Origin of the sequence: Actinomycetospora lutea (assembly GCF_028737205.1) — a bacterium.
Classification (GTDB): Bacteria; Actinomycetota; Actinomycetes; order Mycobacteriales; family Pseudonocardiaceae; genus Actinomycetospora; species Actinomycetospora lutea.
In genome coordinates this window covers 170,184-193,265 of record NZ_JAQZAL010000009.1, presented here as the reverse complement: position 1 = coordinate 193,265, position 23,082 = coordinate 170,184, and the positions used below count along the sequence as shown (strand labels likewise).

Annotated in this window: 24 protein-coding genes and 3 pseudogenes; 10 read left to right on the top strand and 17 right to left on the bottom strand. The window is 75.5% G+C overall.

Translation table 11 applies throughout. The annotated features are described in order from the left end of the window. Window positions 1–5 precede the first annotated feature (5 nt). Window positions 6–602, top strand: coding sequence for a TetR/AcrR family transcriptional regulator (locus PHK61_RS12480; protein ID WP_274281297.1), 597 nt, complete (start codon window positions 6–8; stop codon window positions 600–602). A 4-nt stretch (window positions 603–606) separates the two neighbouring features. On the opposite strand, the gene PHK61_RS12475 is transcribed toward PHK61_RS12480, so the two are convergent. From PHK61_RS12475 to PHK61_RS12440, 8 genes are all read right to left on the bottom strand, one after another. Then, entirely contained in the window at window positions 607–750 is a 144-nt protein-coding gene (locus tag PHK61_RS12475; protein WP_274281296.1) for a hypothetical protein, read from the bottom strand. 18 nt (window positions 751–768) lie between these two features. Continuing rightward, complete coding sequence (locus PHK61_RS12470) at window positions 769–1,218, bottom strand: hypothetical protein (protein WP_274281295.1); 450 nt, start codon at window positions 1,216–1,218, stop codon at window positions 769–771. Window positions 1,219–1,317: 99 nt separating this feature from the next. Continuing rightward, complete coding sequence (locus PHK61_RS12465; protein ID WP_274281294.1) at window positions 1,318–1,782, bottom strand: DUF1707 SHOCT-like domain-containing protein; 465 nt, start codon at window positions 1,780–1,782, stop codon at window positions 1,318–1,320. Window positions 1,783–1,934: 152 nt separating this feature from the next. Continuing rightward, complete coding sequence (locus PHK61_RS12460; RefSeq protein ID WP_274281293.1) at window positions 1,935–2,753, bottom strand: MOSC domain-containing protein; 819 nt, start codon at window positions 2,751–2,753, stop codon at window positions 1,935–1,937. A gap of 69 nt (window positions 2,754–2,822) precedes the next feature. Continuing rightward, window positions 2,823–3,554: a hypothetical protein gene (locus PHK61_RS12455; protein WP_274281292.1), complete on the bottom strand. Its 732-nt coding sequence runs from the start codon at window positions 3,552–3,554 to the stop codon at window positions 2,823–2,825. Between the two features lie 127 nt (window positions 3,555–3,681). After that, complete coding sequence (locus PHK61_RS12450; protein ID WP_274281291.1) at window positions 3,682–4,206, bottom strand: SRPBCC domain-containing protein; 525 nt, start codon at window positions 4,204–4,206, stop codon at window positions 3,682–3,684. Continuing rightward, entirely contained in the window at window positions 4,184–4,570 is a 387-nt protein-coding gene (locus tag PHK61_RS12445) for an ArsR/SmtB family transcription factor (protein WP_274281290.1), read from the bottom strand. The genes PHK61_RS12450 and PHK61_RS12445 overlap by 23 nt, the downstream gene beginning before the upstream one ends. A gap of 37 nt (window positions 4,571–4,607) precedes the next feature. Continuing rightward, window positions 4,608–5,123 carry an isochorismatase family protein gene (locus PHK61_RS12440; protein ID WP_274281289.1) on the bottom strand — a complete coding sequence of 172 codons (516 nt, stop codon included), beginning with the start codon at window positions 5,121–5,123 and terminating at the stop codon, window positions 4,608–4,610. A 77-nt stretch (window positions 5,124–5,200) separates the two neighbouring features. On the opposite strand from PHK61_RS12440, the gene PHK61_RS12435 reads away from it, so the two are divergent. The 5 genes from PHK61_RS12435 to PHK61_RS12415 all read left to right on the top strand — a co-directional run bounded on the left by PHK61_RS12435 (window position 5,201) and on the right by PHK61_RS12415 (window position 10,147). After that, the gene (locus PHK61_RS12435; protein WP_274281288.1) at window positions 5,201–6,442 is read left to right on the top strand and encodes an acyl-CoA dehydrogenase family protein; all 1,242 of its coding nucleotides are present in this window, start codon (window positions 5,201–5,203) and stop codon (window positions 6,440–6,442) included. Beyond that, entirely contained in the window at window positions 6,439–6,972 is a 534-nt protein-coding gene (locus tag PHK61_RS12430; RefSeq protein WP_274281287.1) for a nucleotidyl transferase family protein, read from the top strand. Before PHK61_RS12435 ends, PHK61_RS12430 begins: the two co-directional genes overlap by 4 nt. Then, the gene (locus PHK61_RS12425; protein ID WP_274281286.1) at window positions 6,969–8,348 is read left to right on the top strand and encodes a BPG-independent phosphoglycerate mutase family protein; all 1,380 of its coding nucleotides are present in this window, start codon (window positions 6,969–6,971) and stop codon (window positions 8,346–8,348) included. Before PHK61_RS12430 ends, PHK61_RS12425 begins: the two co-directional genes overlap by 4 nt. 149 nt (window positions 8,349–8,497) lie before the next feature. Continuing rightward, the gene (locus PHK61_RS12420) at window positions 8,498–8,941 is read left to right on the top strand and encodes a CBS domain-containing protein (RefSeq protein WP_274281285.1); all 444 of its coding nucleotides are present in this window, start codon (window positions 8,498–8,500) and stop codon (window positions 8,939–8,941) included. A gap of 39 nt (window positions 8,942–8,980) precedes the next feature. After that, a complete protein-coding gene (locus tag PHK61_RS12415; protein WP_274281284.1) occupies window positions 8,981–10,147 on the top strand; it encodes an acyl-CoA dehydrogenase family protein in 1,167 nt (388 codons plus the stop codon). Between the two features lie 12 nt (window positions 10,148–10,159). Here the strand turns inward: PHK61_RS12415 and PHK61_RS12410 are convergent. Next, a pseudogene (locus tag PHK61_RS12410) lies at window positions 10,160–10,824 on the bottom strand (enoyl-CoA hydratase-related protein). Between the two features lie 238 nt (window positions 10,825–11,062). Between PHK61_RS12410 and PHK61_RS12405 the strand changes: the two are divergent. Next, a complete protein-coding gene (locus tag PHK61_RS12405; protein WP_274281283.1) occupies window positions 11,063–11,251 on the top strand; it encodes a helix-turn-helix domain-containing protein in 189 nt (62 codons plus the stop codon). Between the two features lie 81 nt (window positions 11,252–11,332). Here the strand turns inward: PHK61_RS12405 and PHK61_RS32030 are convergent, their stop codons facing one another. From PHK61_RS32030 to PHK61_RS12385, 5 genes and pseudogenes are all read right to left on the bottom strand, one after another. Further along, complete coding sequence (locus tag PHK61_RS32030) at window positions 11,333–11,758, bottom strand: STAS domain-containing protein (RefSeq protein WP_420791388.1); 426 nt, start codon at window positions 11,756–11,758, stop codon at window positions 11,333–11,335. 19 nt (window positions 11,759–11,777) lie between these two features. Then, a pseudogene (locus tag PHK61_RS12400) lies at window positions 11,778–13,280 on the bottom strand (ATP-binding SpoIIE family protein phosphatase); the annotation flags it as partial. Between the two features lie 91 nt (window positions 13,281–13,371). Beyond that, a complete protein-coding gene (locus tag PHK61_RS12395; RefSeq protein ID WP_274281281.1) occupies window positions 13,372–14,259 on the bottom strand; it encodes an MBL fold metallo-hydrolase in 888 nt (295 codons plus the stop codon). Continuing rightward, a complete protein-coding gene (helR, locus tag PHK61_RS12390; protein WP_274281280.1) occupies window positions 14,256–16,451 on the bottom strand; it encodes an RNA polymerase recycling motor ATPase HelR in 2,196 nt (731 codons plus the stop codon). Before helR ends, PHK61_RS12395 begins: the two co-directional genes overlap by 4 nt. Window positions 16,452–16,679: 228 nt before the next feature. Further along, window positions 16,680–17,330 (bottom strand): GPP34 family phosphoprotein, encoded by a 651-nt coding sequence (locus PHK61_RS12385; protein ID WP_274281279.1) that lies wholly within the window; start codon window positions 17,328–17,330, stop codon window positions 16,680–16,682. A gap of 68 nt (window positions 17,331–17,398) precedes the next feature. On the opposite strand from PHK61_RS12385, the pseudogene PHK61_RS12380 reads away from it, so the two are divergent. Beyond that, a pseudogene (locus PHK61_RS12380) lies at window positions 17,399–19,614 on the top strand (S9 family peptidase); the annotation flags it as partial. Between the two features lie 282 nt (window positions 19,615–19,896). On the opposite strand, the gene PHK61_RS12375 reads toward PHK61_RS12380, so the two are convergent. Beyond that, window positions 19,897–20,190, bottom strand: coding sequence for an indolepyruvate ferredoxin oxidoreductase subunit alpha (locus PHK61_RS12375; protein WP_337993956.1), 294 nt, complete (start codon window positions 20,188–20,190; stop codon window positions 19,897–19,899). Window positions 20,191–20,291: 101 nt separating this feature from the next. Then, window positions 20,292–20,738: a MarR family winged helix-turn-helix transcriptional regulator gene (locus PHK61_RS12370; RefSeq protein WP_274281278.1), complete on the bottom strand. Its 447-nt coding sequence runs from the start codon at window positions 20,736–20,738 to the stop codon at window positions 20,292–20,294. A 46-nt stretch (window positions 20,739–20,784) separates the two neighbouring features. Between PHK61_RS12370 and PHK61_RS12365 the strand changes: the two genes are divergently transcribed. Continuing rightward, the gene (locus PHK61_RS12365) at window positions 20,785–21,255 is read left to right on the top strand and encodes a cupin domain-containing protein (protein WP_274281277.1); all 471 of its coding nucleotides are present in this window, start codon (window positions 20,785–20,787) and stop codon (window positions 21,253–21,255) included. 14 nt (window positions 21,256–21,269) lie between these two features. Here PHK61_RS12365 and PHK61_RS12360 read toward each other — a convergent pair whose 3' ends face one another. Next, window positions 21,270–21,689: a cupin domain-containing protein gene (locus PHK61_RS12360; RefSeq protein WP_274281276.1), complete on the bottom strand. Its 420-nt coding sequence runs from the start codon at window positions 21,687–21,689 to the stop codon at window positions 21,270–21,272. Window positions 21,690–21,864: 175 nt separating this feature from the next. On the opposite strand from PHK61_RS12360, the gene PHK61_RS12355 reads away from it, so the two are divergent. Continuing rightward, on the top strand, window positions 21,865–23,040 hold the full coding sequence (locus PHK61_RS12355; protein ID WP_274281275.1) for a M24 family metallopeptidase: 1,176 nt from the start codon (window positions 21,865–21,867) through the stop codon (window positions 23,038–23,040). The last annotated feature ends 42 nt before the right edge of the window (window positions 23,041–23,082 follow it).

Genomic DNA, 23,082 nt, shown 5'->3' with positions numbered 1-23,082 from the left:
GCCGGGTGGAGGAACGGGTCGCGCGCCGCAAGAGCAGCGCGGAGCGGCGCACCGAGATCGTCAGCGCCGCGGCCGCGATCTTCGCGTCGCGCGGCTACGCGGCCGTGGGCATGCGCGACATCGCCGACGCCGTCGGCATCCGGGGCGCCAGCCTCTACCACCACTTCTCCTCCAAGGAGGAGATCCTCTACGCGATCTGCCTGACCGTCACCCAGGAGCCCGTCGAGCAGAACCTGCCGCTGCTCGACGCCCCCGGCACGCCGACCGAGCGCCTCACGACGCTCATCGGCGCCCACATCCGCCACCTGCTCCACCGGCGCGTCGAGTACGTCGTCGGGCAGCACGAGCGGCCCGCGCTCACCGGCGAGCACCGCGCCGACATCGACCAGTACCTGCACTACTACAACCGCCGGGTGCGCGACGTCCTGGTCGCGGGCATGCGCAGCGGCGAGTTCCGCGAGCTGGACCCGGGCCTCGCCGCCCTCGGCATCCTCGACATGCTCAACGGCGTCAGCGGCTGGATCCGCGGTGAAGCCGACGACGACGCGGACGACGTCGTCGCGAGCCACACCGCCCTGGTCCTCGGGGGCCTGCGCGCCTGACGGGTCAGGTCGGCGACGCCTCCTCCTCGTCGTAGGGCTCCGGGTCCTCATTCCGCCGGGCGACGGCCTCGTCGACGACGCCGGCGGCCTCCTCGACGTCGCGCTCGTCCTCCTGGTGGCCGGTGTCCGGCGTCTGCGGTCCTGTCATGCCCGCGGGCTACCCGTGTCAGCGCCGGCGCAGCACCAGCGCCGTCGTGATCAGCAGGACGACGGTGCCGATCGACTCCACGACGAGCGTCGTCGTCGCCAGCTCGTACTCGAGGCTCGACTCGATGCCGAACAGGCCGACGGTGAGGGCGAGGACGAGCGCGGCCAGGGTGCCGGCCAGGAACAGCAGCCCGAGCACCGTCGAGATCGCGAGCAGCTGCCCCCGGGTGACGACCACGGCGATCGCCAGCACCAGCCCGCCGAGCGCGTTGAGCAGGAACAGGTTGCCCAGCACCCCGCCGGTGCCGCCCCACACCACCAGGTAGAGGTGGATGCCGCCCATCGCCAGCAGCGCGACGGCGCTGAGCACCTGCCAGATCATCGTCGAGCGGCGGCGCTCGCCGCCGCGCGCGATCCGGACCGTCGGCGACTCGCCCTGACCGAGCGGGCCGCCCGCCGCGTGTGCCATGACCGCCACCCCGTCCCTGCCGTGCGTGTCCGAGCAGCGATGGTCCTCCTGTCACGGCGGTCAGGTCGAGAGCCGGGGACCCGTCGACCCCCTATTTCGTCACTTCTCGTCCCGCTCGTCACTCCCGTTGCGCCGGGAGCTCGCGAACAGCGCGCCGCCGAGGGGGATGAGCAGGAAGAACACCCAGGCGTTCGGGATCGGCACCGTGAAGAACAGGACCAGCGCGATGATCGGCAGCGCGCCGCTGATCGCCGGCCCGTACCGCGCCAGCGCGCCGGGCTCGCGACGGGTGGCGGGCGCGCGGTCGGGAGCCGCCGGCGCGGGCGTCTCGCCGGGCAGCGGCGGGTGGGGCCGGGGGAGGTCGGCGAAGAGCGGCACGAGGTCGTCGACGGTCCGGGCCTCGGCGGCGCGGGCGCTGCGCTCGCCGTACTCCTCGGCGTCGAGGCGGCCGGCCTCGAGGTGCGCGTCGAGGGCCTTCATCGCCGCGTCCCGGTCGGCGGTGCCGATGCGGGGTGCGGGCTGGTCGGGAGGCCGCCCGGGCTGCGGGGGGACCGGCTCGCTCATGGCGGTGAGCATGCCACCGACGGCGGGAGTGGATCCCTACCCGAACGACCCGTGCCGCCCGGTGTCGCGGTCGACCGCGTTGCGCTTGGCGGGGCGGTCCAGCCCGACGATCGTGACCGCGCCGCGGCGCTCGAGGACGACGCTGTCGCAGGTCATCCGGCGAGGGTGACCGTGTCGCCGACCCGCAGCGTGCCGCCGCTCGTCACCTGCGCGTACGCACCGGCGCACGGGAGCACGCCGAAGCCGGGGACCTCGACGCGGTTGGCGCGCATCGGCTCGCGGACCGCGTGCGGGGCGCGCGGCAGCGTGCCGTGCTCGAGGGTGGGGACCGAGCACCGCGGCGTCGGGAGCGACACCTCGAGGGTCACCGTCGTCCCGTCGGCGGCGGTGAGCGTCAGCTCGCGTCCCATCCAGGTGTTCTCCACCCAGGGCGGGGTGCCCTCCGGGGTCTCGATCACGACGTTCGGGCGGTACCGCCGGTACTCGGTGCCGATCGCGTCCAGCGTCGCAGTGGTGATCAGGTGCACCGGCGAGTGGTCGACGAACGACCCGCCCGTGGTGCCCTGGGCGATCTCGAGGGTGGGCGCGGCGACCTCGGCCTCGACGCCCTGGTCCAGCACGTCCTCGGGGTCGGGGCGCTCGACCTCCGCGCCCGCGGGCCGCTGGGGCGCGACCCGCACCGGGCGGCCGAGCTCGTCGGCGAGCGCGCCCGCCACCCACGGGTCGAGCGCGTCCCGGGTCCAGCCCGCGGGGGACGTGATCCGGATCTGCCCGTCCTCGGTCACCGCCGCGTACCGCAGCAGCTCGCGCCACCGCCGGGGGTGCTTGGCGGTGGCCACCGTGCCCGTCTCGTCGTCGAGGAGCGCCAGCGCCCGGTCGCCCTCGAGCCCGCCGGCGTCCACCCGGGAGCCCTCGAGGGGCTCGCCGAGCATGGACTTCACCGGGTACCGCCACAGCGCGGTGATCTGCATTCGCCGTCCCTGGTCGAGCGCCTCCCCGTACCCCGCGACCGTATCGGGCCGCGGGGCGTCGGGGGTTCGTCAGCCGCGCTGCGAGATGCCCGTCATGCACCACTGCCCGTCGGTCACGCCGAGCACGAGGTCGGCGGGCAGGTTCTGGGTCTGGCCCTGCGCGCTGAGCACGAGGTCGACGGGCGCGCGCGCCTGCGTGTCGAGCTCGAGCTGCGGCGGGCCCGCCGGCGCGGCCTGCTGGACCAGCGACAGCGCATCCGGCGGGAACGGGTTGGTCGGCGCCCCCTGCTGGTTGCGGCAGGACACGGCGTCGAGCTGCACCGGGTCCTTCGCGGCCAGTGCCGAGGTCGCCTGCTCGGCCACGCGGTCCGGCGAGCCGGGGTTGATCACCCACCCCGGCGCCAGGAACGCGGTCACCGCGAGCGCGACCACGGCGAGCGCGGCCACGGCCGTGGCGGCGAGGAGTGCCCGGGGACGGGCCGGGGCCTCGTCGTCCCGGTCGTCCCGGTCGTCCCGGTCGTCCCGGTCGTCCCGGTCGTCCTCGTCGTCGGTGTCGAGCGTGTCGTCGGTGCCGCCCGCGGCCACCGGCTCGGCGGTCGTCTCCCCGGAGGCCTCGGACGCCTCGGACGCCTCGGACGCCTCGGACGTCTCGGACGTCCCGGAAGCCTCGGGCGTCCCGTGGGCCTGCCCGTCCGCGTCGGTGCCCGTGTCGCGGACCGCCTCGGCCGACGGGTCGGTGCCCGCGTCCTGCTCGTCCGCGCGCTCGTCGGTCAGGGTCTCGCTGCGGCCGGTGTCGGCCATCGTCAGTCCTCTCGGCCGCTCCCGTGACCCACGCCGGGGACTCCGAGGGGCGCCGTGTCGGGTGCCGTGTCGCCCCGCACGGTGCCTCATCGCCGTGGTGCCGCCGGCACCCGGGGACCGGCGCCGATCAGGCGATGTCCGGCGCGTCCGCCTCCGCCGCCGCCGTGAGACGGCCGAGGATCTCCTCCCAGCCCCGGACGAACGCGCCGCCGGCGTAGCCGCCGGGGCGGGCGCAGTCCTCGCCGAGCTGGGCGTCGGACAGGGCCTCCCAGCCGCGGTGCTCCACGGCGACGCGGGTGAGCGCCGGGCCGAGCGCGGTGAACGTCAGCTCCACCTCGGTCGGGGCGGGCGTCATGTTCCAGGTCATCACCAGGCGAGCGGGCGGCTCCCAGGCGAGCAGATGTCCCCAGTCGCACTCGGTGCCGTCGTCCCACCGCTCGTAGACGCGGCCCTCGACGCGCGGCTCCACGTGCACCGTGCGCACGCGCTCCTTGCCCGCGGAGTACGGCTGCAGCGGCCACCACTGCCCGATGGTCGAGACGAACACGTCGAAGGTGTGCTCGCGGTCGCTGCGCACCGTCGTCGCCTGCCGGATCGGCGGGCGTCGTAGCGCAGTGACCGTGCCCGTCTCAGCCGGCCGCGTGCTGGTCATCGGTGATCCCCCTGTCTCCACCTTCGCGGCTGCCCTCGACCAGCCGCCGTGCGGTGTCCAGCGACGACGCCCACATGTCCTCGAGGAACGCCCGCAGGCCGTCGAGGCCCTCGGGGCGGGCGCGGTAGAGCCGTCGGGTGCCTTCGCGTCGCTCGGAGAGCAGGCCGGCGTCCTTGAGCACGGTGAGGTGCTGGCTGACGGCCGGGCGCGTGACGTCGAACGCCGAGGCGATCTCGCCGGCGGAGAGCTCGTCGTGGGCCACCAGGCGCAGGATGGAGCGGCGCCGCGGCTCGACGAGGGCGCGCAGCGTCACGGTCTCGGCGTCGTCCTCGGCCACCGCGCACCCCCTTTCGTCAGTACTCACGAACGTTAGCGGATCGGGACGAGGACGGCCAGGCGGGTCACTTGATCAGCTTCAGGACCTCGCGGAAGGCCGGGTCCTCGCTCGAGCCGAGCCACTCGAACACGACCATCTCGGTGGTGACGACGTCGACGCCGTGGGCGCGCATGCGCTCGAGCGCCCGGTCGCGGTTGGCCGTGCGGCGGCTGCCGACCGCGTCGGCGACGACGGCCACCTCGCGGCCCTGCGCGCGCAGGGCGAGCACGGTCTGCAGCACGCAGACGTGCGCCTCGCAGCCGAGGGCGACGATCGTTCCCGGACCGGGGTCGATCCCCGCCGCGAAGCCGGTCTTCGCGATCGCGGGCGCGGGCAGCAGGTCCGCGATGGCGCCGACGGTGCGGCCCAGGCCCTCGGGGTTCTGCTCGGTCGCCGCGACGCCGACGCCCAGGCGCGTCGCCGCCCGCACGAGCCGCCCCGCGTTCTCGACCACCTCGTCGGCGTCGGCGATCGCGGGCATGAGGCGTTCCTGGAGGTCGACGACGAGCAGGGTCGAGTCCGCGGTGGAGATCAGGGCCACGGCACCGACCGTAGGCCCTGTGCCCGGGTCTGGGCGTGGTTGACGGGACCTCGTCCGGCGCCGTAGGCCATGCGGGTGTGACCCCTGGACACACCGACCGCGTCGCCGACCACACCACCCGCTTCGCCGCCTTCCTGGACGCGGAGGTCGCGCCGCTCGAGGCCGAGCTCGCCGCGCGCGACGTCGGCACCGCGTTCAACCCGCGCCTCGACGAGGACGGCCGGATGCACGCCGCGGTCTGGGAGGCGCGCCGGGAGGTGCAGCGCCGCTCCGCGGCCGCCGGGCTCTACAACCCGCACGTCGCCGCCGCGGTCGGGGGCGGCGGGTTCACGCGCGCGGAGATGCAGCACGTCGAGGAGTTCGTCTACCGGCGCTCCGGGCTCGGGCTGGGGCTCGCGGCGCTCGGCTGGACCGAGGGCGCGAACCCGGCGATCGAGCACTGCTCGGAGAGCGCGCGCAAGGAGTGGCTCGAGCCGCTGATGGCCGGCGAGATCACCACGGCGTTCGCCAACACCGAGTCCGCCGTCGGCACCGACGTGCTCGCCATGGAGACCACGGCGCGCCGCGACGGCGACGACTGGATCCTCGACGGCACCAAGGCCTGGATCACCAACGCGCACTTCGCCGACGTCGTCCAGGTCGTGGCCGTCACCGAGCCCGGTGCCGGCTCCCGGTCGTTGTCGATGTTCCTCGTGGACGCGACCAGCCCGGGCTTCACGCGCGGGCGCGACATCCCGACGATGCTGAACGACGGGCTGACCGGCGAGCTGCACCTCGAGGGCGTCCGGGTGCCGGCGGGGAACCTCGTGGGCGAGGTCGGCGACGGGTTCGCGCTGGCCATGGCCTGGATCAACTGGCGCCGCCTGTGCCGCGGGGGGATGTGCGCGGGCTGGGGCACCTGGCTGCTCGAGCGGGCGCTCGACCGCGCGCAGCGCCGCACCTCGGGCGGAGCGCCGATCGCCGAGCTGCAGTCGGTGCAGCACATGCTGGCCGACATGGACGCCGACGTGTACGCGGCGCGCGCGGCGTCCCTGCAGGCCCAGACCGAGCTCGACGCGCTGCCCGGCGGGCCCTACGGCATGCCGCTGCACCCGGACGCGCCGCGGCTGACGAGCCTGGTGAAGGTGATCAACGACGAGGCGTTCTTCCGGGTCGCCGACCGTGCCGTACAGGTCCACGGCGGCACCGGCCTGCGCCTCGGCTCGCCCGAGGAGAAGCTCTTCCGGCTCGCCCGCAACCTCAAGATCCCGGCCGGCACGGTGGAGATCCAGCGGAACGCGATCGCCCGCGGCCTGCTGCGTCGCGGGGTGGGCCGGTGAGGCTGCGCCCCGTCACCCTGGCGGCCGTCACCGGACGCTTCCAGCCCGTGCACGACCAGCACCTCGAGCTGTTCGCGCTCGCCCTCGCCGAGCACGACCACCTCGTCGTCGCGGTCACCAACCCCGACACCGGCGCCCGCCACGTCGCGTCCACCTCGACGCACCGCCACACCGACGACGCCAACCCGTTCACCTACTTCGAGCGCACGAGGCTGCTCGTCGCGGCCCTGGCCGGGGCGGGGATGGCCGACCGCGCGACCGTCGTCCCCTTCGACCTCACCCGCCCCGAGGTGTGGCCGGAGTACGTCCCGCGCGGCGCCGTCCACTACGTGCGGGCGTACTCGGCGTGGGAGTCCGACAAGGCCGAGCGGCTCGCCGCCGGGGGCTACGCGGTGGTCGTCGTCGACGGCGACCCGGCCAGCAAGCTCGACGCCGGGACGATCCGCGCCGGGTTCCGCGACGGCACGTGGGCCGGGCTCGTGCCGCCGGCCACGGTGCCGGTGCTCTCGGCGCTCCTGGAGCGCCGGTGAGGGGGCCCGGCTACGGCGAGGGCCAGCCGCGGCTCGACGACGACCGGCTGCCGGTGGTGCTCGTGGTCCTCGACGGCCTGGGTGACCGCCCCGTCCCCGGGCTCGGCGACCGCACGCCGTCCGAGGCGGCGCACACGCCCGTGCTCGACGCGCTCGCCGCGCGGGGGTCCTCCGGCTGGCACCTGCCGTTCGGCTGGGGGCGCGCGCCGTCCTCGGAGCTCGCGCACTGGGCGATGTTCGGCTACGCCGACGTGCCGTTCCCGGGGCGCGCGGTGCTCGAGGCCCTGGGCGCGGGGATCGAGGTGCCGGCGGACGTCGCGGTCACGCACGCGGCGCTGCGCACGTCGTCGCTCGGGCCCGACGGGCGCGTGTGGATCACGGGGCGCACGGCGGGGTGGGACGGCGACGACGCGGCCGCGTTGCTCGAGGCCCTCGTGCCCGTGGCGGAGGCGCACGGGGCGCGGCTGGAGACGCTCGGGGGCCGGGGCGAGGCGCTGCTCGTCCTGCCCGACCACGCCGACGGGGCGGTGACCGACTCCGATCCGTTCTTCGAGGACCGTCACCCCTGGCTGCGGGTGCTGGCGTGCGAGGAGTCCGCGTCCGGTACCGCCGAGGCGCTGGAGTCGCTGCTGCTCGAGGCCCGTGCCGTGCTCGTCGAGCACCCCGTCAACGTCGCCCGCCGCGACGGCGACCGCCCGCCGCTGGACGTGCTGACCACCAAGTGGTCGGGCACGCGGGGCGCGGTCCCGCGGTTCGCCGAGCACGTCGGCGTGCCCGGCGCGGCCGTCACCAGCACCCGGCTCTACCGCGGTCTCGCCGCGCTGCTGGACATGCGCGCCCGGCACCTGCCGCCCCACCTCGACCCGCGCCGCGACCTCGGCACCGAGCTCGCCGACCGGCTCGCCGCCGCGCAGGAGCTCCTCGCCGGCGGCGCCGCGTTCGTCCACGTGCACACCAAGGCCACCGACGACGCCGGGCACACGAAGCAGCCGCGCGCGAAGCTCGAGGTGCTCGAGGCCGCCGACCCCGGCCTGGCCGGGCTGCACGAACTCGCCGGGCGCGCGATCGTCGCGGTCACCGGCGACCACGCCACGCCCTCGACCGGCGGCGTCCTGCACACCGGCGACCCCACCCCGCTCGTCGTCGCGGGCCCGACGGTGCGCCAGGACGCGGTGACGGCGTTCGGCGAGGGACCGGCGGCCGCCGGCTGGTACGGCGCGCTGCAGGCCCGCGAGCTGCTGCCGCTGCTGCTCGGGCACGCCAACCGCGCCGCGTTCCTGGGCCACCGCGCCACCACGCGGCCCACCGCGGCGCTGCCCGACGCCCCGGAGCCGATGGTCCTCCCGCCGGGGGCGCGGGGCCGTCGCCCGAGCTGACGGGACCGCGGGCCGGGCGTGCATCACGATCGGCGCCACGATCGCCGCCACGGCGGTGAGCCGGCGAATCCGTCCGTCTGCGACAAGCCCGCAGCCCGCGGGGATGAGACAGTCGGGGGGAGACCACGACGAGCTCGGGGAGGTCCGCCATGACCGTCCCGTCCGTCGCGCCCTGTCGCGGCGGGACGTGGCCGCCGGGGACGACGGTCGCCGACGCCATGCTGCGCCGGCCGAAGGTGTGCCCGCCGCAGACCACGGTCGCGCAGGCGTGGGACGTCTTCGCCGACGGGCACGTGCACGCGCTGCTCGTCGTCGCCCGCGGCGTGCTGCTCGCGGTGGTCGAGCGCGCCGACCTCGAGGGCGCGCCCCCCGACGCGCCGGCGGTGGAGCGCGGGCAGCTGCTCGGCCGGGTCGTCGGCCCGGACGCCGACCTGGACGCCACGTGGCGCGCGATGACCGGCCGGCGCCTCGCCGTCGTCGACCCGCGCGGGACCCTGCTCGGCCTGCTCTGCCTCAAGCGCAGCCGGCGGGGTTTCTGCTCGGCGGCCGACGTCGCGGCGCGGGAGGCGGAGCGCGCGCAGCAGGCGCGGTGATCGTCCCGGCGTCGGCGGCGCAGCCCGTAGCGTGACCTCGTGGACTTCCGCGAACCCGAGGACCACCGGCTCGTCCGCGAGGCCGTCCGCGACCTCTGCGCCCGCTTCGACGACGACTACTGGGCCGCATGCGAGCGCACCCACACGTTCCCCCGGGCGTTCTACGACGCCATGGCCGCGGGCGGCTGGGTCGGCGTCGCCATCCCGGAGCAGTACGGCGGGGGCGGGCAGGGCATCGCGGTCGCCGCGATCGTGCTCGAGGAGGTCGCCGCGTCGGGCGCGTGCATGAACGGCGCGAGCGCCATCCACATGTCGATCTTCGGGATGCATCCGGTCGTGCTGCACGGCAGCGAGGCGATGCGGCAGCGCTACCTGCCGCGGATCGCGACCGGCGACCTGCACGTCGCGTTCGGTGTCACCGAGCCCGACGCGGGGCTCGACACCACCGCGATCACGACGCGCGCGGTCCGCGACGGCGACGGCTACCGCGTGCACGGGCGCAAGGTGTGGACGTCCAAGGCGCTCGAGTCGGAGAAGGTGCTCCTGCTGGTGCGCACGACGCCGCTCCCCGAGGTCACGCGGCGCACCGAGGGCCTGAGCCTGCTCCTGGCCGACCTGCGCGACCCGGCGGTGACGATCACCCCGATCCCGAAGATGGGCCGCAACGCCGTCGCGTCGTGCGAGGTGTCCTACGACGGACTCGCGGTGTCGGGCGACGACCTCGTCGGCGAGGAGGGCCGCGGGTTCCGCTACCTGCTCGACGGCCTCAACGCCGAGCGCGTGCTCATCGCCGCGGAGGCGCTGGGCACCGGGCGGGCGGCGCTGCGCCGCGCGGTCGCGTACGCGCAGGAGCGCCGGGTGTTCGGGCGCAGCATCGGCGCCAACCAGGCGGTCGCGCACCCGCTGGCCGAGGCGCACGCGCGCCTGCACGCGGCGTCGCTCGTGGTCGCCGAGGCCGCGTGGCGGGTCGACCGCGGCGACCCGGCCGGCGAGGCCGCGAACACCGCGAAGTTCGTCGCTGCCGAGGCCGGGTTCTTCGCCGCCGACACCGCCGTGCAGACCCACGGCGGCTTCGGCTACGCCGAGGAGTTCCACGTGGAGCGCTACTTCCGGGAGGCGCGCCTGCAGCGCCTCGCGCCGCTGCCGCAGGCCATGGCGCTGAACTACCTGGCGCAGTCGGTGCTCGGGCTCGAGCGCTCGTACTGACCGGGCCGCGCGCTAGCGTCCCGGGAACACCGGCGGGCGCTTCGCGAAGAACGCGGCCACGCCCTCGACGCGGTCCTCGCTGTCGACGACCCGCGCGACCGCGGCGTCGGTGTCCGCCCAGCCCTGCGCGTCGGCGTCGTGCAGCGCGGCGTCGAGGGCGGCGAGCGTGGCCGTGACGGCGACGGGGGAGCGCGCGGCGACCCGCTCGGCGAGCTCGAGGGCGCGCTCCTGCGCCTCGCCGGGCTCGACGAGCTCGCTGACCAGCCCCAGCTCGTACGCCCGGGGCGCGTCGAGCGGGTCGCCGGTGAGCGCATCCGGCGCGCCACCATCGGCGGCAGTGCGCGCGGCCCGCGGAAGAGGGCCCCGCAGTTCGCGACCAGCCCGAGCCCGACCTCCGGCAGCCCGAACCGCGCGGTGCGCGACGCGACGACGACGTCGCACGCCAGCACGATCTCGAAGCCGCCGCCGAACGCGATGCCCTCGACCGCCGCGACCAGCGGCGTCGTGCGCTGCCGGGCGACGACCCCGTAGTTGCCGCCCCGCGGGGTCGGCGCGCCGGGACCCACCGCGATGTCGGTCCCCGCGCAGAACACCGTCGGCCCGCCGCCGAGCACGCCGCAGCGCAGCCCGGGGTCGTCGTCGAGGGTGCCCAGCGCGCGGTCGAGCGCGGTCGTCATCGGCAGGTCGACGGCGTTGCGCTTGTCGGTGCGGGTCATCGTCACCGACAGCACGTGGCCGTCGTGGCCGTGGCGCTCGGTCCGGACGCGCGCGGCGATCTCGTCCTCGGTGGGCGCCGGCTGCTCCGGCCACAGCTGTCCGGGTCGGGGGGAGGTCATGTCTCAATCCTGGACGGTTCGGCGCACCGGCGTCCGCGCGTGCCTACCGTCCCCCGCAACCGACGGAAGGAGATGCCAGGTGTCGAAGACGGTGGCGAACGATCGGGCGGCGCTCGCGGGGTACGTCGTCGAGCGCTACGCGGCGGGTGCGAGCCTCATGCGTCTCGCCGAGGACACCGGCCGCAGCTTCGGCCACGTCCGGCGCCTGCTCCTCGACGCGGGCGTCACCCTGCGTCCCCGCGGCGGGAGCCGTCCGCGGACGACCTGAGCACCATCATCGAGCGCGGCAGGAGCACCACGGCGACGACGAGCACCGCGGCCATGGCCGGGCGGGACCGAGCGCCCGGGGTCAGGTGTCGTCGAGCAGGTCGTCGAGGCCGGTGAGGGCGAGGACCCGTCCCGCGACGCTCATGCCCGCCGCGTGCAGGCGCAGGCCGGGGAGGTCGCGGCGCAGCTCGTGCACGGCCTGCACCGCCGAGCTCGAGAACACCGAGGCGCCGTCGAGGTCGACGGTCAGCTTGCGTGCCCCGCCGCGGGCGACCTCCAGCACCCGGTGACGGAAGCGCTCGACGGTGCCGGTGTCGATCGGGCCGGTCACCGCGAGCACGTCGCCGCGCGTCTCGGTGCTCAGGTCCTCGGGCACGCCGCGGGCGGCGGGCGTGCTGTCGTCGCCGAAGGCGCTGACGAGGACGTCGCGCCGCGCCGGCGTCGACAGCGTCACCGTGGTGCCGTCGGGCCCGGTGGCGACGTCGACCCGGTCGACGAGGCCGCGCATCATCATCAGCGCGCGCGCGGCCGCCCGCCTCCTCGGCGGCAGCGCGCCAGCTCCCGGTGTCGGCGACGGTGACGGTGACGCCTCCGCCGTCGTCGAGCCCGGCGGTGATCCGGACGCCGTCGCCGTCGGCGGGCGGATCGGGATAGGCGTGCTCGATCGCGTTGGTGGCGGCCTCCCCGGCGGCGTGGACCAGCGCCACCGTGTCGTCCTCGCCGACCCCGGCCGCGTCGAGCCAGGCGTCGAGCCCGCGACGCAGGGTGCGCAGGCCGCGGGGGTGCGCCGGGATGTCGAGCGTGAACGGCGCCGTCGGCTCCGCGGTGCGCTGGACCGCGAGCAGGGTCGCGTCGTCGGTGTGACCGCCGCCGGTCCAGCCCAGGCGCTCGACGGTGAGGGCGGCGATCCGGTCGACCTGCGCGGTCGGCACCGTCGTGTCGTCCTCGACGTGCTCGTGGCCGGCGGCGACCGCGGTGCGGGCGAGCGCCTCGAGCCCGTCGCCGAGCGGGTGCCCGGGCCGTTCGACCAGGCCGTCGGTGTAGAGGACGAGCACGTCGCCGGGGCCGAGCCGGTCGAGCGTCGGGGTCGGGACGGGCGCCCCGGTCCCCAGCGGCGCGCCGGGGGCGACGTCGATCCAGCGGGCGGTGCCCCCGGCGGTGACCACGAACGGCGGCGGGTGCGCGGCGGCGGCCAGCTCGAGCTCGCCGGTGCCCGGGTCGAGCACCGCGACGCAGACGGTGGCCGCGCGGGTGGCGCGCTCGCGGGCCGCGAAGCGGTCGAGCTCGGCGAGGGTCCCCGCCACGCCGCGGTCGGCCGCGAGCGCGTTGGCGCCGACCGCCCGCAACCGGCCCATGGCCGCCGACGCGGCCGCGCCGTGGCCGACGACGTCGCCGACCGCGACCGCCAGCCGCCCGTCGGCGAGCGGCACCGCGTCGAACCAGTCGCCGCCGGCCGCGAGCTCCTGGCCGGCGACGACGTAGCGCGCGGCGAGGCGGGCGCGGGGCAGCACCGGCAGGGCGGCGGGCAGCAGCGAGCGCTGCAGGGTGAGCACGATGTCCTGCGCCGCGTGGAGCCGGCGCTCCGACTCGGCGGCCGAGGTCTCGGCCACGCGCCGGCGCAGCACCTCGTCGGTGACCCGCCCGATGTGCACCGTCATGCCCCGCATCGAGCCGTCGGCGTGGTGGGTGGGGACGAACGTGTAGGAGTAGAAGTCCTCCTCGAGGCGGCCGTCGCCGTCGCGGTCGACGAGGATGCGCCGCTCGTCGCCGATCACCGGCTCCCCGCGGGCCCACACCTCGTCGAGGGTCTCGAACACCTGCTGGCCCTCGAGCTCCGGCGCGACCTCCCGGATCGGGCGCCCGACGATGTCGGGACGGAAGCCCATGCTGGCCCGCGCGGCGCGGTTGGCGGCGACGACGCGGTGCTCGGGCCCCTCGAACGCCCAGAGCACCGCCGGGATGTCCTCGAAGGCCGCGACGACGTCGGAGGGGATGCCCGCCGGCTGCTCGACGGGCCCGTCTGCGGCCATGCCCCCAGCCTCTCCCGTCCGCGCCGGTCCCACACGTGCGCGTCGACGGGCGGGCCGGTGGCGACCGTGGCCGGTGGCGACCGTGGCCGGGTCACCGGAACAGCGCGTACCCCGAGGCGTAGGGCAGGTCGACGAGCGTCGTGCCCGGCGCGGCCCGCGCGACGGCGGCGCGGATGGGCGCCGTGTCGATCGCCCGCGAGAAGCCGGGCAGCCAGTCGTCGTGGTGGCACGGCACGACCGTGCGCGCGCCGAGGGCCGCGGCCTGCTCGGCGACGAAGTCCGCGGTGCTGCCCTGCACCGGCTCGCCGTCGCGGTTGCCGCGTCCCGCGACGGCGAGGATCGCGACGTCCGGCGACTGCTGCCCCAGCACCCCGCTCCAGCAGCCGATGGTGTCCTGGAACAGCACGCTGCCCTCGGAGGTCTCGACGACGAACACCAGCGCGCCCCCGTCGCCGCGCTCGCCCTGGTCCGCGGCCTGCATGTGGGCGCGCACGTCGTCGCCCAGCGCGCCGAAGCCCGCCCAGAGGGCGCGCATCCGCTCGCTGCGCTCCTGCAGCGTCAGCCCCGTCTCGCCGAGGCAGACCTCGTCGGCGGGCGGCATCGGCTGCGACGACCACACGCACGAGTGCAGGCTGGGCAGCACCCGCACCGACGTGCTCGCGTCCAGGGCCACCCGCTCGCCGCCGCCCACCGCGAGCAGTTGCTCCTCGGGCACCCCGGCCGCGGCCAGCACGCGCACCGACTCGTAGGACCCGACGACCGTCGCCCCGGTCCGGACCGCGATGCGCTCGGCGCCCCAGAGGTGGTCGAAGTGGCTGTGCCCGACGAGGATCCAGTCGGCGGCGGTGACGTCGTCGACGCCGACACCGCTCTGCTCGGCGTCCGGGACCCGGTCCAGGTAGGCGTCGAGCCAGACGGTGAGGCCTTCCGCGGTGCGCAGGCGGAACGTCGCGCAGCCGTACCAGTCGAGGGTGCTCACGTCCCCACCCTGGCAGTCTCGGCGAGCCCGGTCAGCGCCGCCGGCAACGGGCCCGTGTGCAGGACGCCCAGCCGCTGGGTCGCACGGGTGAGGGCGACGTAGAGGTCGGCGGCACCCTGCGGGCCCGCGGCGAGGATGCGCTCCGGCTCGACCACCAGCACGGCGTCGAACTCGAGCCCCTTGGTCGCCGACGGCGCCACCGCCCCGGGGACCTCCGGGGGACCGATCACCACGCTCGTCCCCTCGACCGGCTCCTCGGCGAGCACGAACTCCTCGACGCCCGCGGACAGCCCCGCGGAATCCACCCGCCGCGCCCACGGCACGACACCGCTCGCGCGCACCGACTCCGGCGGTGTCACCCCCGGCGCGAACTCGGCGAGCAGGGCCGCGGCGACGGTCATGATCTCCGCCGGCGTGCGGTAGTTGAGCGTCAGCGACCGGTACACCCAGCGGTCGGCGACGTACCGGTCGAGCATCGCGCCCCACGACCTCGCGCCGGCGGGGGAGCGGCGCTGGGCGAGGTCGCCGACGACGGTGAACGCGCGGGCCGGGCAGCGGCGCATCAGCACCCGCCAGTCCATCGCCGACAGCTCCTGGGCCTCGTCGACGACCACGTGGCGGTAGGTCCAGTCGCGGTCGGCGGCGGCGCGCTCGGCGAGCTCGCGGGTGTCGGTCTCCTCGAACCGGTCCGCGATGCCCTCGGCCGCGATGAGGTCCTCGACCCGCACCCCGAGATCCTCGTCCAGCTCCTCGCGGTCCAGCGTCAGGATCTCCATGACGCCCGCCGCGTACTCGGTCGCGGCGGCCTGCTCGGCCGCGGCGGCCCGGTCCTCGGCCCGTGCCGCCGCCGGGTCGCGGCCGAGGAGGTCGACGAGCTCGTCGAGCAGCGGGACGTCCGACACCGTCCACGCGGCGCCGTCGGGGCGGAACAGCGCGGGGTCCGCGCCCGCGGCGCGCAGCCGCTGCGGGGACTCGTAGAGCCGCCCCAGCACGTCCTCGGGCGTGAGGACCGGCCACAGCGCGTCGAGCGCGGCCGCGAAACCCTCGTGCTCGGCGAGCTCGTCGAGGAGCTCCGTGCGCATCTGCTCCCACGCCGCGGTGTCGTCGCGCGTCAGCCAGCCCCGGCCGATGCGCCCGATCGCCCGCTCGGTGAGCACGTAGACCACGATCTCGCGGAACGTGGCGCGGGCCTCGTTGTGCGGCAGGCCGGTCGCCCGCGCCTCCTCGCGCGCCCACTGCGCGGTCGCGGCGTCGATGCGCACCCTGAGGTCCTGGAGCTCGATCTCCCGCGGCTCGTCGGGCAACCGCTGACGGTCCGCGATCGCGCCGGCGAGCACGTCGAGGATCGCGAGCGACCCCTTCGCCCGCGCCGCCACCGGGCCGTCCTCGGCGGTGACGTGCAGGCCGGGGACGAGGTCGCCCGGCGTCACGAACACGACGTCGGACTCGCCCAGCGAGGGCAGCACCTGGCCGATGTGGTCCCCGAACGCCGGGTTGGGCCCGACGACCAGGACGCCGTGGCGTTCGATGCGCTCGCGCTGGGTGTAGAGCAGGTACGCGACGCGGTGCAGCGCGACCACGGTCTTGCCGGTGCCGGGGCCGCCCTCGATGACCGTGACCCCCGGGTGCTCGAGCCGGATGATCTCGTCCTGCTCGGCCTGGATCGTGGCGACGATGTCGCGCATGCCCTCGCCGCGCGGTGCGTTCACCGCGGCCAGGAGCGCCGCGTCCGTGTCGGTGCCGTCGCCCTCTCCCGGACGGCCCAGCACTTCGTCGGTGAAATCGACCACCCGGCGCCCGCGGGTGTGGAACCGGCGACGACGACGCGTGTTCTCCGGATTCGCGCCGGTCGCGGTGTAGAATGGTCGAGCGGCCGGGGCCCGCCAATCCATCAGCAGCGGCTCGTGGTCGTTCTCCTCATCGAGGATCCCGATCCGTCCGATGTACGAGCGCTCGCCGGACAGGCCGTCCAGCCGGCCGAAGCAGAGCCCGTTGTCCGCGACGTCCAGGCGTCTCACCTGCGCAGCCGTGGCCCGCACCGTCACGTCGCGGTCCGTCGGCGACTCCTCGTTCCCCAGCGCCGCCCGGTACGCCTCCCGTGCCGCGCGGCGCTGCTCGTCGAGACGCGCGTACAGATCGGCGACGTAGCGCCGTTCGTCCTGCAATTCCCGGTCATGCCCCTGGTCCGACACAGGCCTCCTCGCGACGGCGACCGCAGAATGGTGCAGAACGGCCCGGGGCTTGTGGCAAGTCCCCCTCTCCGCTATACGTTGGATACGGCGGAGGGGACGTCCCGGCTCGCGATCTCGCGGAGGCGCCGGTGCAGACGCTGCGTCGCCGCCGGGCGGTGCTGGTGCGCCAGGTCCTCGCCCGTGGCGTAGGTGTGCTGCTGGTGCACGGCGGCTGACCGACCGCGCGGCTCAGGACGCGGCGGCCCGGCGCGCGGCGATCGCGTAGAGCGTGCCCTCGCGGAAGCCGGGCAGGCGCGCCTCGACGCGGTCGGCGACATCCTTGAACGCCGCGCGGTGGCGGTGCTGCTCGCGGATCCCGAACGCGACGCCGACCCCGCCGTCGGCGGCGAGCACCGCGAGCACGGCATCGGCGATCGCGACCTCGGCCGGGTCGTGCCCGCCCAGGACCGCGTCGCGCACCCGTTCGCGCAGCTCCGTCACCTGCGCGGGCCGGGTGACCGTCGTGCGCCGCACGGGGAACAGGCCCCACGCCCGGCGCCGCTCGGTCGTGATCGTCCCGTCGGCCTCGAGCCCGTCGAGCACCGCGTCCTCGGCGAGGTGGAAGTCCTCGTCGACCACGCCGAACCAGCGGCGTTCGCGGTCGGTGGGCACGGCGTCGAGGACGGCGGCGAGGAACGGGTCACCGCCCGCGTCCCCGGCGCCGGTCCGCTCGACCCGCCCGCGGCGTCCGGACGGGCGCAGCGCGCCGTGCAGGGCCAGGTCGGCGGCCGCGGCGGCGCGCAGGAGCGGGCCGCGGACGAGCACGCTCGCGACGTCGAGCCGGTGGCGGGCGGTCTCGGCGGAGAGCAGGAGCATCTGCTGGGGCAGCGGGAGGGTCATGTCGTCTCCCCACGGGCGGAGGTGCTGACGACGGCAGCCGACACCCTGACGCCAGGGCACGGTCAAGCATGTCCTGGATCACCCGGTCGGTGCTCTTGACCGTGCCGCGGCGGCCGGGTGTCCCGTCGGTCCCGACGACGCCGAGACCCCGAGGACGCACCGTGACCGAGCTGCACGACGCCGACTACGCCCGCGCGGAGCAGATGCTCGCCCCGTACCGAGCGCGCCGGGTGCCCGGCGCTGCGGTGGACCCGCAGTGGTTCGCCGGCGGCACGCGCTTCTGGTACCGGGTCGGCTCGCGCTTCGTGCTGGTCGACCCGGGCGAGGGCAGCCGCCGCGACGCGTTCGACCACGACCGCCTCGCCGCGGCGCTCTCGGTGGCCGCGGGCACGCCGTTGTCCGCCGACGACCTCCCGTTCCCCGCGATCGACCCCGAGGTCCCGCCGCGCGAGGGCGGCGAGCCCGACGCCGTGCGCTTTGCCGCGTTCGACGCCCTGTGGGAGTGGTCGGACCGCGCCGGGACGTGCGTGCGCGTCGACGAGCCCGAGGTCGGGCCGACCGAGGTCGTCTCGCCGGACGGGGCGTGGGTGGCGTTCCGCCGCGACCGCGACATCTGGGTCCGCTCCCGCGACGGCGAGCAGGAGTTCGCACTGACCGACGACGCCGAGCCCGACCACGGCTACGGCTTCCTGCCCGAGCCGCTGAACTCGGGGATGCTCATGCGGCGGTTCGGTCTCGAGCCGCTGATCGTGCACTGGTCCCCGGACTCCACCCGGCTGCTCGTGCCCCGCATCGACCAGCGCGACCTGCCCGAACAGGTGCTCGTGGAGTCGTCGCCCGTCGGCGGCGGCCGCCCGGTCGCGCACCGCATCCGCTACCGGTGCCCGGCGACGAGGCCCAGCCGACGCTGGCGTGGGTCGTGCTCGACGTGCCCTCGCGCACCGCGGTGGAGCAGCAGGCCGCGCCCGAGCCGCTCATGCACCCCGGCGCCCTCATGTCGGTCTGGTGGTCGTCCGGCGACACGGGCGACGCCGTCCACCTCGTGCACCGCTCGCGCGACGTCCGGACCCTCGAGCTGCGCCGTCTCGACCCGTCCACCGGGGAGATCACCACGCTGGTGAGCGAGCGCGGCGCGACCCGCGTCGACCCGACCCCGGTGCTCGGGGAGACGCCGATGGTCCACGTCCTCGCGACCGGCGAGGTCCTCTGGCGGTCGCAGCGCGACGGGTGGGGGCACCTGTACCGGTACGACGGCGACGAGGCCACGCAGGTCACCCGGGGGCAGTGGCTGGTGCGCCGGGTCCTGTGGGTCGACGAGGAGCGCCGGCAGGTGTGGTTCCTCGCCACCGGGCTCGTCGACGACCCTTACGTACGCCAGATCTGCCGGATCGGCCTCGACGGCACCGGGTTCACCCGCCTCACCGACGACGCGCTCGACCACGACGCGGTCAGCCCGCCCGAGGGCGGCCACCTCGTCGACCGGGCGTCCGACGTCGCCACCCCGCCGCGCGCGGTGGTGCGCGGCGGCGACGGGCAGGTCCTGGTGGAGCTCGAGGCGCCCGACGCGGACGCGCTGCGCGCACTCGGGTGGGAGCCGCCCGAGCGGTTCCGCGCCACCGCGGCCGACGGGAGGACCCCGATCCACGGGCTGCTCTGGAAGCCGCACGGGCTCGACCCCGAGCGGCGCTACCCGGTGATCGACTGCATCTACCCCGGCCCGCAGATCCACCGGTCGTCGCCGGGCTTCGACACCGTGATCCCGGGCGAGGCCGAGGCGTTCGCCGCGCTCGGGTTCGCCGTCGTCACCGTCGACGGGCGGGGCACGCCGGGCCGCAGCAAGGCCTTCCACGACGCGTCGTGGGGCGCGCTGGACGACGCCGGCGCGCTGGTCGATCACGTCGCCGCGATCCGCGAGCTCGCCCTGCGCCACCCGTGGATCGACACCGAACGGGTCGGGATCACCGGGCACTCCGGCGGCGGGTTCGCGACCGCGCGGGCCCTGGTCGCCCACCCGGAGCTCTACCGGGTCGGCGTCGCCTCGGCCGGCAACCACGACGTCGGCTGGTACGTCCCCATGTGGATCGAGTGGTACCACGGCACCGTCGACGACGAGGCGCGCCGGGCGCTGTCGACCCCGGAGCTCGCCGCGGACCTGCAGGGCAAGCTGCTGCTGATCCAGGGCGAGCTCGACGACAACGTGCTGCCGTTCCACACCCTGCGGCTGGTCGACGCGCTGATCGCGGCGGACAAGGACGTCGACATGCTCATCGTGCCCGGTGTCGAGCACTCGCTGTTCGGTCGCCGGCACTACACGACGCGCCGGACCTGGGACTGGTTCGTCCGCCCGCCACCTGCACGGCACCGAGCCGCCGTCCCACCGGCTCGCGCCGTTCCCGCTGCCGACGGCGGCGGGGACGACCGGTGGCTGACGGGGGCTGACGGGCGGGTTCAGCCGTCCTCGCGGGCCGTCGCGGGGCCAGCAGCCCGTCCTCGATCAGCCCCGTGCACCAGGTGGTGCCGGCCGAGGGCGACACCCTGCCCCGCGAGGGCCGCCTGCACGACCGTGTCAGCCCCGGCGCGGGAAGTCGCGGACCAGGGCGGTGTCGGCCGGCACGGCGCCCACGCCCCGGGCGCCGCCGGGGTACTCGCCGAGCGCCTCGTCGCGCCCCGGCAGCACGATCGTGAAGAACGCGGCGCCGTCGTCGACGAAGGCCTCGCTGCCCTCGGCGACGTGCCGGTCCTCGGTGATCGCCTCGACCGGGCACGCGGGCTCACAGGCGCCGCAGTCGATGCACTCGAACGGGTTGATGTAGAGCTTCCGGGCGCCCTCGTAGATGCAGTCGACGGGGCACTCCTCCATGCACGACTTGTCGGTGACGTCGATGCAGGGGTCGGCGATGACGAACGGCATGGCACGAAAATCTACAAAAGAACCTCGATGCGTGGCAAGACTGTAGAACGTCACGGGTCGGTCGCGCCGAGCCGTCCGATCGCCGTGAGGTCCTCGCGCAGGGCCCGGGCGCGCTCCGGGCCGACCAGGTCCGCGACCTGCTGCTCGAGCTCCGGGACGAGTCGCTGGGCGATCCGGACCACCTCGCGGCCGGCGGGTGTGAGCAGGACGAGTTTCGCCCGGCGGTCGTCGGGGTCGGGCTCGCGCGTGACGTAGCCGTGCTCCTCGAGGTGGCGCACGAGCTCGGCCATCCCCTGCTTGGTCATCTGGGCGCGGTCGGCGAGCGCGCTCACGGTCGTCCCGGTCTCGTCGAGGAACTCGAACACCGCGCTGTGCGCCGGTCGCACGGCCTCGTGGCCCTCCGCGGCGAGCCGGTGCAGCACGCGGTCGTTGAGGGCCTTGAACCCGTCCCGCATCAGCACGGCGAGGTTGACGGGGCGCTCGCGCCCGTCGGTCACGGGCCGGGGTCTTGACATTCGACAAGTCTCCTGTCTGACTCGGTATATGGACAAGCTACCTGTCGATATTGCCACCTGCGAGTGCCTGCGGCTGGGGACCGACGAGGTCGTCATCCTCGCGAGCGGCGAGCAGACCGGCGGCGCGCTGTTCGCCGTGCAGCTCCGCATGCCACCGGGCGGCGGCCCGCCGGTGATGCACCGCCACGAGCCGAGCGAGGTCTACTCGGTGATCTCGGGCGAGCTCACCTTCTACGTGGGTGACGACCCCGTCGAGCGCGTCGTCGCCGGGCTCGGTGACGTGGTCCCGCTCGCCGGGTGGACGCCGCACACCATCCGCAACGAGGCCGACGTCGACGCGGTCGCGTTCGGCGTCCACGCCCCGGCCGGGCCGATGGAGGCCTTCACGCGCGCGGCGCACGCCCTCACCGCCGACGGCGAGCCGCGCATGGAGGACGTCCTCGAGGTCGCCGCACGGCACGGCATCGAGCTGCTGGGTCCGGTGCCCGTGACGAGGTGAGTGCTGTGCGGCGATCAGGATTCCGCGGCGGCCTCCGCGGCGCGGCCCGTGCCGTACGGGCTCCAGTCGAACCCCTCGCCGGGCTCGCCCCACACGACGACGAACTCCGCGGGCTCCGGGCCGTCGTTGCGCACGCCGTGCTCGACGCCCGCGGGGGCGAGCAGCGCGTCGCCGGCCACCATCTCGACGCGTTCCGCGCCGAGCGTCATCGTCGCCCGGCCCGTGACGAGCAGGTAGAGCTCGTCCAGCGGGTGATCGGGGCCGTGGGCGTGGTTGCCCTCGGTCGCGCCGGGCGGGAACACCCAGCGGTGCACGGCGACCGGCAGCCGCGTCTGCGTGCGGAAGTACCACTGCGCCTGCACGGGCGCCTCGCCCTCGTGCAGGAGGTACGGGAAGCCGCCCTCGCCGGCGCGCTCGATGCTCGTCTCGCTCATGGGCCCAGCGTGCGGCGTCCGTCCTCGCCGTCTCTACCCCTCGGCGTCCGGTCCGCCTCCACCGGTCGCCACGGCCAGGACGGGACCCCGAGGGCTGATCGTGTACCCGGCGTACACGGTGGTGTGTCCGCGCCGTCGATGGACGTGACGGGTCGGCGGCCGCACGATGCGCGGCATGGCGGCGTTCACGGTCGATGTCCCCGCGCTGGGCGCCGAACGGCTCGCGCGCGCCCGGGCCTCGCTCGCCGACGCCGGGATCGCCGCGGCCGTGCTCTTCGACCCGGGCAACGTCCGCTACGTGACCTGCGACGGCCCCTTCCTCGTCGCCAACCTGCACTGCTCGTACCGCTGGGCGCTCGTGTTCGCCGAGTCCGCGCCGGTGCTCTGGGAGTCCGCCGAGGCGATGCACGTCGCGCGCGAGCGCTGGCCCCACGGGGACATCCGCCCCGCGCACGCCTTCACGTTCTTCGGCTCCGGGCCGAACAGCGCCGGCGACGCCACGGTGGCCATGGCCGCGGTGGACGACGAGCTGCGCTCCCGCGGGCTCGGCGACGCGCCGCTGGGCGTCGACCGCGCCGAGACCGTCGTGTTCCTCGCCCTCGCCGGTCTCGGTCGGCGCGTGGTCGACGCGGTGCCCGCGATCGAGTCGGCGCGCGCGGTGAAGTCGGCGACCGAGCTCGCGATCCACCGCGAGAACGCCCGGCTCACCGACCTCGCGGTCCGCGGGTTCCTCGAGCGCATGAAGCCCGGCATGACCGAGCTCGAGCTGTGGGCGGTCCTCGCGCAGGAGACCGTGTCGCAGGGTGCCCTGCACGCCGAGTCCCGCCTGCTCAGCTCCGGGCCGCGCACCAACCCGTGGATGCAGGAGGCGACCCACCGGGTCGTCGGCGACGGCGAGATGGTCGCCTTCGACACCGACCTCGTCGGCCCGTACGGGTACCTCACCGACATCTCGCGCAGCTACGTGTGCGGCGACGCGGAACCCACCCGCGAGATGCGCGAGGTCTACCGCGCCGCGCACGGGTTCGTGCACGAGGCGATCCCCGAGTTCCGCGCCGGGCGCAGCTTCCGCGAGCTCGGCGCGCTGCTCGGTCCGCGGCTGCCCGCCGAGTACCGGCAGCTGCGCTACCCCTTCATCGCCCACGGCTGCGGCGCCGCGGACGAGTACCCCGCGATCGTCGTCGACGGGCACCACGACGGCGAGCTGCTGCCCGGCATGGTGATCAGCGTCGAGGGCTACACCGGCCGCCCGGGCGGGACGGTCGGCGCAAAGTTCGAGGAGCAGATCATCGTCACCGACGGCGCGCCGGAGCTGATCTCGCACGCGCCGGTGGAGGACCGGTTGCTGTAGCTCTTGACCATGCCGTGGCGGCATGGCCTTCGATGACCGGGA